The sequence below is a fragment of the Bacillus sp. Nf3 genome (assembly GCF_003028545.1).
In the GTDB taxonomy this organism is placed as follows: domain Bacteria; phylum Bacillota; class Bacilli; order Bacillales; family Bacillaceae; genus Bacillus; species Bacillus safensis.
Genome location: NZ_PYUA01000002.1, coordinates 160,419 through 175,873 on the forward strand (window position 1 = coordinate 160,419; position 15,455 = coordinate 175,873).

Genomic DNA, 15,455 nt, shown 5'->3' on the forward strand with positions numbered 1-15,455 from the left:
TTTTACAAATTCACCTATTGTGTTATCATTTTAAAGATTCTGTGTATTTAAAACTGCCAGTATGTGCTTATCAATTTAGCAAATCATTAAATCATTTTCCACTTGAAGGAGTGTTCATCACATGTCATTAAGAGAAGAAGCATTACATATGCACAAAGAGAATCAAGGCAAACTCGAATCAAAATCAAAAGTACAAGTGAAAAATGCAAAAGACTTGAGCTTGGCTTATTCACCTGGTGTTGCAGAACCATGTAAAGATATTTATGACGACACAAGCAAAGTGTATGATTATACAATGAAAGGCAATATGGTCGCTGTTGTCACAGACGGAAGCGCTGTTTTAGGGCTTGGAAATATTGGTGCAGAAGCATCTCTTCCAGTAATGGAAGGGAAAGCCGTATTATTCAAAAGCTTTGCAGGCGTAGATGCCTTCCCAATCGCGCTTGCAACGAACGATGTAGACAAAATCGTTGAAACAGTGAAGCTTCTTGAGCCGACTTTTGGCGGTGTGAACCTTGAAGATATTGCAGCTCCTAACTGCTTTATCATTGAAGAGCGCTTGAAAAAAGAGACAAACATTCCAGTTTTCCACGATGATCAACACGGAACAGCCATTGTGACAGTAGCAGGACTAGTGAATGCACTGAAGCTTTCTGGAAAATCTATGTCTTCAATCAAAGTAGTGGCAAACGGCGCCGGGGCAGCAGGAATTGCGATTATCAAACTTCTTTATCATTTCGGTGTACGTGATATCATTATGTGTGATACGAAAGGTGCCATTTACGAAGGCCGCCCGAATGGTATGAATGCAGTGAAAAACGAAGTAGCTAAATTCACGAACCAAGACCGCAAAGAAGGTTCATTAGAAGAAGTCATTGAAGGCGCAGATGTCTTTATCGGGGTTTCTGTAGCAGGCGCTTTAACAAAAGAAATGGTTGGAAAAATGGCAAAAGATCCTGTCATCTTTGCTATGGCTAATCCAAATCCAGAGATTATGCCAGAAGATGCACATGCAGCAGGTGCAAGTGTTGTAGGAACTGGCCGTTCTGACTTCCCGAACCAAGTGAACAACGTACTGGCATTCCCAGGAATTTTCCGCGGAGCATTAGATGTACGTGCAACTCACATTAACGAAGAAATGAAAATCGCAGCTGTTGAAGCGATAGCGTCTCTTGTTTCAGATGAGGAATTGTCAGCTGAATATGTCATCCCTGCACCATTTGATGCACGCGTGGCACCAGCGGTAGCAAAAGCTGTGGCAAAAGCAGCAATGGAAACTGGCGTTGCAAGAATCAAAGTCGACCCAGAAGCGGTCGCTGAAAAAACAAGAAAATTAACGATTATCGGCGAATAATTAACTGGAAAAGTGTGCACGTTTTTTCTGAAATTGGAGGAAAAACGTGCAACATTTCCTCTCTTACGCGAAAAATTTTTCATCCGGAATGAGATTTTTTTGTAGACGTTCACAATTCAAACATATCAACTGCTCAGCGCCCCAAACACCTACTCATTTCTCATCAATTCCCCACTGAAAAAATTGAATGAAGGATGACAGCGTTTGACAAAAAAAGTACAATAGTTTCGGTACAGTTATGACATGTCCTATAATAGTGGATGTGCGTGTAAAGAAAAAACCCTTCAAAAAGGGAGGTAGTCATTTGTCAATCAAGAATATTTTCAGTAAAAAGAAAAAATATGCATCTGTACCCTCTGAACAGGCAAGTCAAGATGTGCCTGAAGGCATCATGACCAAATGTCCGCAATGTAAAAAAATAATGCTCACCAAAGAACTAGATAAAAATTTACGTGTTTGCATGAATTGCGGCAGACATTTGCAAATGAATGCAAAACAACGTATCGAAAGCCTTGTAGATGAAGGCACATTTGAAGAATTTAACGGGCACCTCATTTCAGCAAACCCGCTCGGTTTCCCAGGCTATGAAGAAAAGCTTGAGAAAGACAGAGAAAAAACATCTTTGAATGAAGCCATTGTCACAGGTAAAGGTGAGATTGAAGGCCAAAGTGCTGTCATTGCTGTCATGGATGCCACGTTCCGTATGGGCAGCATGGGATCGGTTGTTGGTGAAAAGATCACACTGGCGATTGAGAAAGCAAAAGCGGACAAGGTGCCGTTTATTATCTTTACTGCATCTGGTGGAGCGAGAATGCAAGAGGGAATTCTCAGTCTGATGCAGATGGCAAAAACAAGTTCAGCATTAAAACTGTTCAGCGAAGATCAAGGGTTGATTATCTCTGTGATGACGAACCCAACAACTGGCGGTGTATCAGCTAGTTTTGCGTCTCTCGGTGATTACAACTTTGCAGAACCGGGTGCTTTAATTGGTTTTGCAGGACGCAGAATCATCGAACAAACGATTCGTGAAGACCTGCCAGAGGACTTCCAAACGGCTGAATTTTTAATGAAGCATGGACAGCTTGATGCTGTCATCCATCGTGCAGAAATGAAAGAAACACTAGGCCGAATCTTAGCGCTACACAGCACAGGAGGTGAACGAGAGTGGCTGGAGAACTAGAATTTGAAAAACCTGTCATTGAACTTCGAGCGAAAATTGATGAACTGAAAAAGTTCACACAAAACTCAGAAATGGATTTAAGTGCAGAAATTGAGCGCCTTGAAACACGTCTGAGCAAGCTTGAAGCAGACATTTATACAAATTTAAAGCCGTGGGACAGAGTGCAGATTGCTCGGCATGCGATGCGCCCAACAACTCTCGATTACATTCAAGAGCTGTTTGACAATTTTTTCGAATGTCACGGCGACCGTTTTTATGGTGATGATGAAGCGATCGTTGGAGGAATTGCCACGTTTAAAGGGCTTCCTATCACTGTTATTGGTCATCAGCGCGGTAAAGATACAAAAGAAAACTTGCGCCGTAATTTCGGAATGCCTCATCCAGAAGGCTACCGTAAAGCGCTGCGTTTGATGAAACAAGCAGATAAATTTAATCGCCCGATCATTTGCTTTATTGATACAAAAGGAGCTTATCCTGGTAAAGCAGCTGAAGAGCGCGGACAAAGTGAAGCAATTGCGAAAAACCTATTCGAAATGGCAGGACTTCGTGTACCAGTTGTCTGTATTGTCATTGGAGAAGGCGGAAGCGGCGGCGCACTAGGCTTAGGCGTAGGAAACCACCTATTCATGCTAGAAAACTCAACGTATTCAGTGATTTCACCTGAAGGTGCAGCAGCACTGCTCTGGAAGGATTCATCACTTGCGAAAAAAGCTGCAGAATCAATGAAAATTACCGCTCCAGACCTAAAAGAATTAGATATTATAGATGATGTTATTAAAGAAGTGCAAGGTGGAGCACATCGAGACGTGAAACAACAAGCAGCCTACATGGAAAATGTATTAAAACAATCACTTACATCTTTGCTCAAACTAACACCTGAAGAACTAGTCGAACAAAGATATGAAAAATACAAAGCAATCGGGAAAGTATCGATTGAAAATCAATATATTGGGGTAAACTAAATAAACGTACAGCCTTTTTGGCTGGCGTTTATTTTTTTTCATCTTTTTTCATGAAAACCGACCTTATGTAAGCGCTATTTGAAAATAATTTTCTTTTGTTTTCATAAAATTTGAAACGACTGAAAACCTTGATATGATAAGGTTTATAGCACTTGTCTCTACAGATTTCAGAGAGATTTGCTTTCACGACGTTCTTAACTTTTGTTTAAAAACGGTTTATTTAATTGTATAATAAGTACGGTTTTAGAAATTCGTATTGAAAACATCCAAATTTGCTCATGATTGTTTTCAAGCAGTGGAAATGGTATGTTTAATTCATATATGGTCTCTGAGGTGAAAAAGATGAAGCGTATAGGAGTTTTAACAAGCGGTGGGGATTCCCCAGGAATGAATGCAGCTGTGCGCGCAGTTGTAAGGAAAGCAATTTACCATAATGTTGAAGTTTACGGTATTTATAATGGATACTCAGGTCTAATTAACGGTAAAATTGAGAAACTCGAAATAGGTTCAGTAGGCGATATCATTCATCGTGGAGGAACAAAACTTTACACGGCAAGATGTCCTGAATTCAAGACAGTTGAAGGTCGTGAAAAGGGAATTGAAAACTTAAAAAAATTCGGTATTGAAGGACTTGTAGTCATTGGTGGAGACGGGTCATTTATGGGAGCGAAGAAATTAACAGAGCTCGGTTTTCCATGTGTAGGTGTCCCTGGCACGATTGACAACGATATTCCAGGTACTGATTTCACTATTGGCTTTGATACAGCACTGAATACTGTCATTGATGCCATTGATAAAATTCGTGATACAGCCACATCTCATGAACGTACATACGTAGTGGAAGTAATGGGAAGACATGCTGGTGATATTGCCCTTTGGTCAGGTCTTGCGGGCGGAGCCGAATCTATTTTGATTCCTGAAGCAGACTATGACATGGACGAAATTATTGCTAGGTTAAGAAGAGGTCACGAGCGCGGCAAGAAGCATAGTATTATTATCGTTGCAGAAGGCGTAGGCAGCGGTGTTGAATTTGGAAAGCGGATTGAAGAGGAGACAAGCCTTGAAACACGTGTATCTGTCTTAGGACATATTCAGCGTGGAGGTTCTCCGAGTGCATTTGACCGTGTACTGGCAAGCCGTTTAGGAGCATACGCAGTCGAGCTTCTCCTTGAAGGAAAAGGCGGACGCTGTGTAGGCATTCAAAGCAATGAACTTGTCCATCATGATATTTTAGAAATCTTAGATAAAAAACATACAGTCGATAAAAATATGTACCGACTTTCACAAGAGCTCTCTATATAAAACGAGAAGACCTTAGGAGGAACAGTAATGAGAAAGACAAAAATCGTTTGTACAATCGGTCCAGCAAGTGAAAGCATTGAAAAGCTGACTGAATTGATTGAAGCAGGAATGAATGTAGCCAGACTAAACTTCTCCCACGGAGATTTTGAAGAGCATGGTGCACGCATTGAAAACATACGTAAAGCAGGTAAAACATTAGGCAAGGACATTGCGATCCTTCTAGATACAAAAGGTCCAGAGATCCGTACACGTACAGTTGAAAACGGCTCAATTGAGCTAGTCGCTGGTGCTGATCTTATCGTGAGTATGGAAGACATTGTTGGAAATACGGAAAAAATTAGTGTGACGTACGAAGATTTAATTCATGATGTAGAAGTAGGCTCAACGATTCTATTAGATGATGGTCTGATTGGTTTAGAAGTAAAAGAAATTAACATGGACCGCAAAGAAATCGTCACTAAAGTCATGAATACAGGCACACTCAAAAACAAAAAAGGTGTCAACATACCTGGCGTCAGTGTGAACCTGCCAGGTATTACAGAAAAGGATGCCAATGATATTCTGTTTGGAATTGAACAAGGCGTCGATTTTATCGCAGCTTCTTTTGTTAGACGAGCTTCTGATGTTCTTGAAATTCGTGAGCTTCTTGAAAAGAACAATGCGACTGATATTCAAATCATTCCTAAGATTGAAAACCAAGAGGGTGTTGATAACATCGACGAGATCCTTGAGGTATCTGACGGTTTAATGGTTGCGCGTGGAGATCTTGGTGTAGAGATCCCGGCAGAAGAAGTACCGCTTGTTCAAAAAATGCTGATCAAAAAATGCAATCGTTTAGGCAAGCCTGTCATCACAGCGACTCAAATGCTGGACAGCATGCAGCGTAACCCCCGTCCAACCCGCGCAGAAGCAAGTGACGTGGCAAATGCTATTTTTGACGGTACAGATGCGATTATGCTTTCTGGTGAAACAGCAGCAGGAACATATCCAGTAGAAGCTGTACAAACGATGCATAACATTGCATCACGTTCAGAAGAAGCACTAAACTATAAAGCAATTCTTTCCCGCAGAAGCGAAGAAGTAGAAGTCAGCATTACAGATGCGATCGGTCAATCTGTTGCACATACAGCAATGAAGCTTGATGTGGCAGCAATTGTGACGCCTACGGAAAGCGGACATACAGCAAGAATGATTTCAAAATATAGACCAAAAGCACCAATCGTAGCAGTTACAGCAAACGAATCAGTGGCAAGAAAGCTTTCACTCGTATTCGGTGTATTTGCAAAGAGCGGATCAAAAACGACGTCTACTGATGAAATGCTTGAGAATGCAGTAGAAAAGTCAATTGAAACAGGCTATGTAAGACACGGCGATTTAATCGTCATTACAGCAGGTGTGCCAGTTGGTGAAACAGGTACGACGAACTTAATGAAAGTATATGTTGTCGGTGACATCATTGCGAAAGGTCAAGGTATTGGCCGTAAATCTGCATTTGGACCGGTTGTGATTGCACAAAGCGGAAAAGAAGCAGAAGAAAAAATGTACGATGGTGCGATCCTAGTCGCAAACTGCACAGATCGTGATATGATGGGAGCTTTAGAAAAAGCATCTGCCCTTATCACAGAAGAAGGCGGTTTAACAAGCCATGCAGCTGTTGTTGGATTAAGCCTAGGCATTCCAGTAATTGTTGGTCTTGACAGCGCAACAACACTATTAAAAGAAGGCGAAGAGATTACAGTAGATCCAGCACGCGGAGCGATCTACAAAGGCCGTGCAAGCGTCCTTTAAATCATCCAAGAGGGGAGTTGTCTGACTCCTCTCTTTTTTTATGTTACACTAAAAAAAGCAAACAGCTTTTGATGAAAGATACCCCATGAGGTGATATGGTTGAAGAAATATTTTCTACTATTATTAATTCTGTTCCCTGCGGTGGAAATTAGTTTATTTTTAATCTCAAGTAAAATCATTGGCATTTTGCCAACGATGTTGCTCATCGTGCTGACAAGTGCATTAGGTGCTTATTTCGCAAGAAAACAAGGAATAGAAGCCTTCCAAAAAGTACAGCGAGATTTACAATATGGCAAGATGCCAGGGGGAGCGATTGTCGATGGTTTTTGTATTCTGATTGGTGGTCTGCTGCTGCTCATTCCAGGCTTCTTATCGGATCTCATTGGGGCTTTGCTGCTCATTCCGGTAACGAGAAAGGGAATTAAGCCGCTCTTTGAACGCTGGCTTAGAAACTTGTCTAATCGCAACCGCTATACAATTATTCGCTAAAGAGACCTTCAGCCTAGGTCTCTTTTATTTTTGCATGCCATACCGAATGTACTCAAAAATATCTCTGAAAACTCCTGCATTACGGAATGCCTGCCACACGACAAGTGAAGCAGGGCCAATCACAAGTCCAAGAAAACCAAACCATTTTAACCCGACAAATAGCGCCACAAGCGTTGCTAAAGGATTAAGTCCGATGGATTTGCTTAAGACTTTTGGCTCTGATATTTGTCTTTGAATGAGGACAACAATATACAAAATGCCCAGTCCAATAGCGAGTGAAAGATTTCCTGTCATAGCAGAATAAATGATCCACGGTAGGAAAACAGTGCCGCTCCCGATATATGGAAGTAAATCGACAAACCCAATACATAAAGCAATCACAAGGGCATGCTCGACTTTTAAAATGATGAGTCCAATCAATACAATGCCAATCGTCATGGCCACAAGCAGAAGCTGAGCTTTCATAAAGCCGGTAATGGCTTTTTTGATTTCAGATAAAATGGCGCGTGTATGCTGCATCCATTTTGCGGGAAAGATACGTGAGCCATATGTTTTTAACGTAAACCAATCTTTCGTGATAAAAAAAGTTGCCAGAGCAGAAAATAACAATGTTGCTGCTGCATCAGGCAAAAGACCTAAAAAAGCCGGAATAAGCTCGAGTGTTTTTGAAAGAAAAGTCCCGATTTTTGCGGCAGCTTCATCACCGAGTGCTTGAATTTGTCCCAAAATCGATTCCTTTTGACCTGCTTGAAGCGTATTAAATTGGGCTGTGACATCATGATATAAAGGCAGAATTCTATCTGTGAAAAATTGCTCTACAATACCAATCAATTGATCAAGATGGCCAGGCAGCACCTTTGCCAAATAAGCACTCCCTGAAATGATTTCAGCCACTAAAAGCGTCATGAAGCCGGCGGCTGCGACTAAAAAGAGCAACAGTACAATGACCACAACAAGTCCTCTTGGCATCCCGGTAATCTCTTCAATTTTGCAGACGGCAGGGTGAATCAAACAAGACACAATAAGGGCGATCCAAAAAGGATATAAAAACGGAAAAGACTGATATAAAAAGACAACAGCAAAAACAGCAATGCTGATTATCATCAAACTTCGCAGAAAAATGGCCACATAGGCGTGATTCACACAATCCCCTCCAAAAAACAAGCATGTCCGATACTTCATTTTATTCAAAAAGATTAGTAATATGAAAAGGTCGCAATAAAAAGAAAGAAAGGAGCGGCGTATGTTTACTCAAGCAAATTTATTTTTGGTACTTTTACTCGTTATTGCACTTATTGCAAAAAACAATTCGTTAATTTTAGCGGTCTCTGTACTGATCGCAATTAAGCTGGTTGGTCTGGATCAAAAAATTTTCCCGGTTCTCCAATCTAAAGGCATTAATTGGGGAGTGACCGTTATTACCATTGCTGTGCTAGTCCCGATTGCAACAGGTGACATTGGATTTAAGCAGCTTGGAGAAGCGATGAAATCTTCCTATGCTTGGATAGCTCTTGGAGCGGGTATATTAGTAGCATTAATTGCAAAAAACGGGATTGTGCTACTCGAAAATGATCCGCATATTACGGCAGCGCTTGTGTTCGGTACCATTTTGGCAGTCAGCTTATTTAAAGGGGTGGCTGTTGGACCGCTCATCGGGGCAGGAATTGCTTATTTGGCGATGCAGGCTGTGAAATTTTTCAGCGGGTGAAAAAGAGAGTGGTTCCTGCCACTTTCTTTTTTAAATTTTTTCTTGCGTGAGCTTTTGCAAAAAAACATAATTAAATATATTAAAAGAAGCAAATTCCCTTTATTCCATGCCTGATATGGGAGACTGGAAAAAAAAATATCAAAAAAAATTATAGTTAAACATTTAACAAATGTCTGATTATTGTTTATAATGGGAATAGGCTTAATTTTGAACTCATTGATCATACAAGAGATATGAGGCTAAAAGCGCTCTAACCGTATAGGTAAATGTAAGCATTTTCTTTTTAGAAACTGCCATCTTATTCGGATTGGATAGCGCTTTCAAAAAGTGAGAATTCTGCAACGAAGGGGAATCTTTTTAAAAAGGGGAGATTGAACATGACAGCAACAAGAGGTCTTGAAGGTATCGTGGCAACAACTTCATCCGTAAGCTCAATTATTGATGATACTCTTACTTATGTAGGGTACAATATCGATGATTTAACTGAAAAAGCTACATTCGAAGAAATTGTCTACCTGTTATGGCACTTAAAGCTGCCGAATGAGCAGGAGCTGAGTGAATTAAAACAGCAGCTCAATGAAAATGCTCAGATTCCGCAAGAAATCATTGAGCATTTTAAATCTTATTCGCTCGATGGGGTTCATCCAATGTCTGCGATTCGTACAGCAGTATCCTTACTAGGTTTACTAGATGACGAATCAGAGATTATGGACAAAGAAGCGAATTACAGAAAGGCAATTCGCTTACAGGCGAAAATTTCTGGACTAGTCGCTGCGTTTTCTCGCATTCGCAAAGGACTTGAGCCTGTACAGCCAAAAGAAGAATACAGCTATGCTGCAAACTTCTTGTATATGCTAAATGGCGAAGAGCCATCACCAGTAGAAATTGAAGCCATTGATAAGGCGCTTATTCTACATGCGGATCATGAATTAAACGCATCGACATTTACAGCACGTGTATGTGTTGCTACACTATCAGATATCTACTCTGGTGTGACAGCGGCTATCGGTGCGCTGAAAGGACCGCTTCATGGCGGCGCTAATGAAGGCGTGATGAAGATGCTTTCAGAAATTGGCGAAGTTGAAAACGTAGATTCCTATATTCATGGTAAGCTAGAGAAGAAAGAAAAAATTATGGGCTTTGGCCACCGTGTATACCGCCAAGGTGACCCGCGTGCAAAGCATCTAAAAGAAATGAGCCAGCGTTTAACAAACCTCACTGGCGAGCCGAAATGGTATGAAATGTCTGTTCGCGCAGAGGAAATCGTGACATCAGAGAAAAATCTTCCACCAAATGTTGATTTTTATTCTGCATCTGTATATCACAGTCTTGGCATTGATCATGACTTGTTTACACCAATTTTCGTGATCAGCCGATTCTCTGGATGGATTGCTCATATTCTAGAGCAATATGACAACAACCGACTCATCCGTCCAAGAGCTGATTACATTGGACCTGATCTTCAAACCTTTGTTCCGATCAGTGAAAGAGACTAATGTTTATAGAATAAGCGGGGGCTGATTTCAAAAGGCTAATCAGCCTCCATATCAACATCAACAAAAAACGAATCACGTGAAAAACTTTTTTGCTTGCAGACATCAAGCCAAGAAGTTTCAAATATTCACTACATAACCTGGGAGGTAATATCATTGTCACAAGGCGAAAAAATTACAGTTACTGGCGGCGTATTGAATGTACCAAATAATCCAATCATCCCGTTTATCGAAGGGGACGGAATCGGTCCTGACATTTGGAAAGCAGCATCAAGAGTACTTGAAGCAGCTGTAGAAAAAGCATACAAAGGTGAAAAGCAAATCACTTGGAAAGAAGTATATGCAGGTGAGAAAGCTTACAATAAAACTGGAGAGTGGCTTCCTGAGCAAACGCTTGAAGACATTCGTGAATACTTAATTGCCATTAAAGGACCACTAACAACACCAATTGGCGGAGGAATCCGTTCATTAAACGTGGCACTTAGACAAGAGCTTGATTTATTCACATGCTTACGTCCAGTTCGCTGGTTCAAAGGCGTACCTTCTCCTGTCAAACGTCCAGAAGACACAGATATGGTGATCTTCCGTGAGAACACAGAAGATATCTATGCTGGTATTGAGTATGCAAAAGGTTCAGACGAAGTGAAGAAGTTAATTGACTTCTTGAAAAACGAATTAGGTGTGAACAAAATCCGTTTCCCAGAAACGTCAGGTATCGGAATCAAGCCAGTTTCTGAAGAGGGAACATCCCGTCTTGTCAGAGCGGCTATCCAATATGCAATTGACCAAGGCCGTAAATCTGTGACGCTTGTTCACAAAGGAAACATCATGAAATTTACAGAAGGTGCCTTCAAAAACTGGGGCTACGAAGTGGCTGAAAAAGAGTTTGGCGACAAAGTCTTTACATGGGCACAATATGATCGTATTGTAGAACAAGATGGAAAAGATGCGGCAAACAAAGCGCAAAGTGAAGCAGAAGCTGCTGGCAAAATCATTGTCAAAGACAGCATTGCAGATATTTTCCTTCAACAAATCCTAACTCGTCCAGCTGAGTTCGATGTTGTGGCTACAATGAACTTAAATGGAGATTACATCTCTGATGCACTTGCAGCACAAGTTGGTGGAATTGGTATCGCACCAGGAGCGAACATCAACTACGAAACAGGACACGCTATTTTTGAAGCGACTCACGGAACAGCACCAAAATATGCTGGTCTTGATAAAGTGAATCCATCTTCTGTTCTTCTATCAGGCGTGCTTTTACTTGAGCACCTTGGCTGGCAGGAAGCAGCTGATCTAGTGATTCAATCTGTTGAAAAAACAATTGCATCTAAAGTCGTCACTTACGATTTTGCTAGATTAATGGATGGCGCAACAGAAGTGAAATGTTCTGAGTTTGCTGACGAGCTCATCAAAAACTTGTCTTGATTCTTAAACTTTAAAGTTAAAGGGGAAAAAGGAAATGGCAAACAAGCGTAAAAAAGTATCTGTCATCGGAGCAGGTTTTACTGGAGCAACTACAGCATTTTTAACAGCTCAAAAAGAATTAGCGGATGTCGTCTTAGTTGATATCCCGCAGCTTGAGAACCCAACAAAAGGGAAAGCTCTTGATATGCTGGAAGCAAGCCCTGTTCAAGGCTTCGATGCGAACATTACAGGCACTTCTAACTACGAAGATACAGCCGGTTCTGATGTCGTCGTCATTACGGCAGGAATTGCAAGAAAGCCGGGAATGAGCCGTGACGATCTCGTGTCAACAAATGAAAAAATCATGCGCAGCGTGACACGCGAAATCGTTAAATATTCTCCAGAAGCTATTATTGTTGTGTTAACAAACCCTGTTGATGCAATGACATATGCAGTTTATAAAGAATCAGGATTACCAAAAGAAAAAGTCATTGGACAATCGGGTATTCTTGATACAGCACGTTTCCGTACGTTTGTTGCTCAAGAATTAAACCTATCTGTCAAAGATGTGACGGGCTTTGTCCTTGGTGGACATGGCGATGACATGGTTCCGCTTGTTCGTTACTCTTATGCAGGCGGTATCCCGCTTGAAACATTGATTCCAAAAGATCGAATTGATGCGATTGTTGAAAGAACAAGAAAAGGCGGCGGCGAAATCGTGAACCTATTAGGTAACGGTAGTGCCTATTATGCACCTGCTGCTTCACTTGTAGAAATGGTTGAGGCGATTCTAAAAGATCAGCGCCGCGTAATCCCAACGATTGCTTACCTTGAAGGTGAATATGGCTACGAAGGCATTTACCTTGGTGTACCAACAATCGTAGGTGGAAACGGCCTTGAGCAGATCATTGAGCTTGAGCTGACAGAAGAAGAAAGAAGTCAGCTTGACCGTTCTGTTGAATCTGTTAAGAACGTCATGAAAGTATTGTCTTAATATGAAAAAAAGAAGGCTTCTCTTATGAGGGGCCTTCTTTTTGTTTACAAAACAAATCTTGTCGAAATTTTAAATTGTCCTCTTGTTAAGCTTTCGTTAAAATGAAAGAGAAAGCATGACTTCTCGCTTTTCACATAAGATACAAAAAAACGGATGCAGGGGAAATCACTAATTGGAGGCACAACATGAATAAAAAAATATTAGTTGTGGATGATGAAGAATCGATTGTAACACTTCTAAGCTATAACCTTGAAAGGGCGGGCTATGATGTCGTCACAGCAAGAGATGGGGAAGAAGCGCTTGAAAAAGCAGCAAGTGAACAGCCTGATCTCATTGTATTAGATTTAATGCTTCCGAAGATGGACGGCATTGAAGTGTGTAAACAACTGAGAATTCAAAAAATGATGTTCCCTATTTTAATGCTGACAGCAAAGGACGATGAATTTGATAAGGTGCTCGGCCTTGAACTTGGAGCCGATGATTACATGACAAAGCCATTCAGTCCTAGAGAAGTGGGTGCTCGGGTAAAAGCCATCTTAAGAAGAGCGCAGCAATCTCAGCCTGTCCCCACGCAAGAGGACAAGGAAGAGGTCATTGCAGACCAAATCAAAATTGGTGAACTGCGCATTTTACCAGAACACTACGAAGTCTACTTCCAAGAAGAACGCCTAGAGCTTACGCCGAAGGAATTTGAACTGCTGCTTTATTTGGCCAAGCATAAAGGACGTGTCCTCACACGTGATCTTCTGCTAAGTGCCGTTTGGAATTATGACTTTGCAGGTGACACTCGTATTGTGGATGTACACATCAGCCACTTGCGGGACAAAATTGAAAAGAATACGAAAAAACCAACATACATTAAAACCATTCGCGGCTTAGGCTACAAATTGGAGGAGCCAAAGCCAAATGAGTAAAATAAGAACCCGCCTGTTTTCGGGACTTATTTTTCTCCTTTTTATTGTGTTTGTTGCACTTGGCCTTTTCTTGGATCACATGTTCCATGTTTTTTATGAAACAAAATTAACGGAACGAATGGAAAATGAATCGAGCTTTCTTCTTTCTTCCATGGATGGTGATGATCTGCAGGCGAAGCAAAACAAGGAGATCCTCAATCAGGCAAAGCAGCATCTCGATATGAATGCGTCAATTGTGGATCTGAAGGGGAATATCATACATACAACGGGTCAAGCGGAGCAAAGGGGCATCATTCAAAACACACTGAACAATGAACGGATTCAAACAAAAGGCGTCGTCATTGAGGATGAGAAGGATGCACTGTTTCATTACGCAGTCCCTATTCTGAAACAAAACGAACCGGCAGGCTATTTATTTCTCCATGCGTCATTCCAGCCTTTAAATGAAATTGACGGCCAGCTTTGGCTCGCATTAGCCGTTTGTCTTGGCTCGGCGATTATTATCATCGTTTTCTTTGGATACCGCATGTCAATGAAATATGTAAAACCGATAGATTATGCCACAAAGGTAGCCAAACAGCTGGAACGCGGGAACTATGATACCAATCATTATGAAGAGCTCATCATTGAAACAAGCGAGCTTAATACATCAATGAAGCGTCTGGCAGAAAGCCTTCAAGAAATGACAAGCACTGGGGAAATGCAGCGGGACCGTCTACAAACAGTCATTGAAAACATCGGAGCAGGGATTATTTTGATTGATAAGATGGGGTATATCAACCTAGTCAATCGAACCTTCCGCAAGCAGTTTAAGGTGCAAAAGCACATTTACATGCACAAGCTGTATCATGAAGCATTTACACATGACGAAATTATTGAGCTGATTGATGAAATTTTTATGACAGAAACGAAGGTGCGGAAGTTTTTGCGCCTAGCCGTTGACATTGAACGGCGCTACTTCCAAGTGGATGGTGTCCCAATTTTAAGTACAGATGATGAATGGAAAGGAATTGTCCTTGTGTTTCATGACGTGACAGAAACAAAGCAGCTTGAGCAGATGCGAAAAGATTTTGTCGCCAATGTGTCTCATGAATTAAAGACACCGATTACGTCGATTAAAGGATTCTCCGAAACCCTTCTTGATGGAGCGATTGATGACAAAGAAGCGCTGACACAATTCCTTTCCATCATTTTAAAAGAGAGTGTCCGACTCGAAACTCTTATTCAAGATTTACTCGATCTTTCCAAAATCGAGCAGCAGCATTTCAAACTAAATATTCAAGACGCCAATGCGTCAGAAATCATTCAAGAGATTGAAGTCCTTTTAAAACAAAAGGCTGCGGAAAAAGGTATTCAATTACAAGTGCGCATCCCGAAAGAGCCTGTCTATGTGATGGCAGATCCGCTGAGATTAAAGCAAATTTTCCTCAATCTCGTGAACAATGCTCTTACGTATACACCAGAGGGAGGGAGTGTCACTATTTCGGCAAGACCGCGGAAAGGCGCCTATGAATTTGATGTAGCAGATACAGGAATCGGCATGAAGAAAAGCGAGATTCCAAGAATATTTGAGAGATTTTATCGAATTGATAAAGATAGAAGTAGAAATTCAGGCGGTACAGGTCTTGGGCTTGCGATTGTCAAACACCTTGTAGAGGCGCATGAAGGGACGATTTCAGTCCATAGCAAACAAGGGAAAGGAACGACTTTTACAGTGAGCCTGAAATCAAAATAGGGAAAAAAGGAATGTCACGTTAAAATTTACATGATCTTTACAATGGATTCATGTTTAGTTAAACAATCATTGGTAGGATGAATAGGAACCCCTTCATCCAAGGAGCCAATTTTGTAAGGACGAAAACAC

At 41.2% G+C, this 15,455-nt stretch carries 13 protein-coding genes; 12 read left to right on the forward strand and 1 reads right to left on the reverse strand.

The window, feature by feature from the left end; genetic code table 11:
- Positions 1-121 precede the first annotated feature (121 nt).
- The 6 genes from ystJ (at position 122) to C9414_RS05620 (ending at position 7,075) form a co-directional block, all read left to right on the forward strand.
- The gene (gene ystJ, locus C9414_RS05595) at positions 122-1,354 is read left to right on the forward strand and encodes an NADP-dependent malic enzyme (protein WP_025092260.1); all 1,233 of its coding nucleotides are present in this window, start codon (positions 122-124) and stop codon (positions 1,352-1,354) included.
- Between the two features lie 304 nt (positions 1,355-1,658).
- A complete protein-coding gene (gene accD, locus C9414_RS05600; RefSeq protein ID WP_034279640.1) occupies positions 1,659-2,534 on the forward strand; it encodes an acetyl-CoA carboxylase, carboxyltransferase subunit beta in 876 nt (291 codons plus the stop codon).
- Positions 2,519-3,496 carry an acetyl-CoA carboxylase carboxyl transferase subunit alpha gene (gene accA / locus C9414_RS05605; protein ID WP_107163241.1) on the forward strand — a complete coding sequence of 326 codons (978 nt, stop codon included), beginning with the start codon at positions 2,519-2,521 and terminating at the stop codon, positions 3,494-3,496. The genes accD and accA overlap by 16 nt, the downstream gene beginning before the upstream one ends.
- Before the next feature lie 342 nt (positions 3,497-3,838).
- Positions 3,839-4,798, forward strand: a complete 960-nt coding sequence (pfkA, locus tag C9414_RS05610) for a 6-phosphofructokinase (protein WP_041086887.1) — start codon at positions 3,839-3,841, stop codon at positions 4,796-4,798.
- 27 nt (positions 4,799-4,825) lie between these two features.
- Positions 4,826-6,586: a pyruvate kinase gene (gene pyk / locus C9414_RS05615; protein ID WP_041086588.1), complete on the forward strand. Its 1,761-nt coding sequence runs from the start codon at positions 4,826-4,828 to the stop codon at positions 6,584-6,586.
- 99 nt (positions 6,587-6,685) lie between these two features.
- Entirely contained in the window at positions 6,686-7,075 is a 390-nt protein-coding gene (locus C9414_RS05620) for an FxsA family protein (RefSeq protein ID WP_039180564.1), read from the forward strand.
- Between the two features lie 24 nt (positions 7,076-7,099).
- Here C9414_RS05620 and ytvI read toward each other — a convergent pair whose 3' ends face one another.
- A complete protein-coding gene (gene ytvI, locus C9414_RS05625) occupies positions 7,100-8,218 on the reverse strand; it encodes a sporulation integral membrane protein YtvI (protein WP_107163242.1) in 1,119 nt (372 codons plus the stop codon).
- 100 nt (positions 8,219-8,318) lie between these two features.
- On the opposite strand from ytvI, the gene C9414_RS05630 reads away from it, so the two are divergent.
- The 6 genes from C9414_RS05630 to pnpS all read left to right on the forward strand — a co-directional run bounded on the left by C9414_RS05630 (position 8,319) and on the right by pnpS (position 15,326).
- Positions 8,319-8,783, forward strand: coding sequence for a DUF441 domain-containing protein (locus tag C9414_RS05630; protein ID WP_047202655.1), 465 nt, complete (start codon positions 8,319-8,321; stop codon positions 8,781-8,783).
- Positions 8,784-9,160: 377 nt separating this feature from the next.
- On the forward strand, positions 9,161-10,279 hold the full coding sequence (gene citZ / locus C9414_RS05635; RefSeq protein WP_024424790.1) for a citrate synthase: 1,119 nt from the start codon (positions 9,161-9,163) through the stop codon (positions 10,277-10,279).
- 153 nt (positions 10,280-10,432) lie between these two features.
- On the forward strand, positions 10,433-11,704 hold the full coding sequence (gene icd, locus C9414_RS05640) for an NADP-dependent isocitrate dehydrogenase (protein WP_024424789.1): 1,272 nt from the start codon (positions 10,433-10,435) through the stop codon (positions 11,702-11,704).
- A 34-nt stretch (positions 11,705-11,738) separates the two neighbouring features.
- Complete coding sequence (gene mdh / locus C9414_RS05645) at positions 11,739-12,677, forward strand: malate dehydrogenase (protein WP_008356047.1); 939 nt, start codon at positions 11,739-11,741, stop codon at positions 12,675-12,677.
- Positions 12,678-12,862: 185 nt separating this feature from the next.
- A complete protein-coding gene (locus C9414_RS05650; RefSeq protein WP_041086581.1) occupies positions 12,863-13,591 on the forward strand; it encodes a response regulator transcription factor in 729 nt (242 codons plus the stop codon).
- Positions 13,584-15,326 carry a two-component system histidine kinase PnpS gene (gene pnpS / locus C9414_RS05655; protein ID WP_107163243.1) on the forward strand — a complete coding sequence of 581 codons (1,743 nt, stop codon included), beginning with the start codon at positions 13,584-13,586 and terminating at the stop codon, positions 15,324-15,326. The genes C9414_RS05650 and pnpS overlap by 8 nt, the downstream gene beginning before the upstream one ends.
- The last annotated feature ends 129 nt before the right edge of the window (positions 15,327-15,455 follow it).

Bases quoted from the DNA above. Each gene is read 5' to 3' on its own strand.
- mdh (WP_008356047.1), top strand. From the start codon at position 11,739: ATGGCAAACAAGCGTAAAAAAGTATCTGTCATCGGAGCAGGTTTTACT.
- pyk (WP_041086588.1), top strand. From the start codon at position 4,826: ATGAGAAAGACAAAAATCGTTTGTACAATCGGTCCAGCAAGTGAAAGC.
- pfkA (WP_041086887.1), top strand. From the start codon at position 3,839: ATGAAGCGTATAGGAGTTTTAACAAGCGGTGGGGATTCCCCAGGAATG.
- pnpS (WP_107163243.1), top strand. From the start codon at position 13,584: ATGAGTAAAATAAGAACCCGCCTGTTTTCGGGACTTATTTTTCTCCTT.
- C9414_RS05630 (WP_047202655.1), top strand. From the start codon at position 8,319: ATGTTTACTCAAGCAAATTTATTTTTGGTACTTTTACTCGTTATTGCA.
- C9414_RS05650 (WP_041086581.1), top strand. From the start codon at position 12,863: ATGAATAAAAAAATATTAGTTGTGGATGATGAAGAATCGATTGTAACA.
- citZ (WP_024424790.1), top strand. From the start codon at position 9,161: ATGACAGCAACAAGAGGTCTTGAAGGTATCGTGGCAACAACTTCATCC.
- ystJ (WP_025092260.1), top strand. From the start codon at position 122: ATGTCATTAAGAGAAGAAGCATTACATATGCACAAAGAGAATCAAGGC.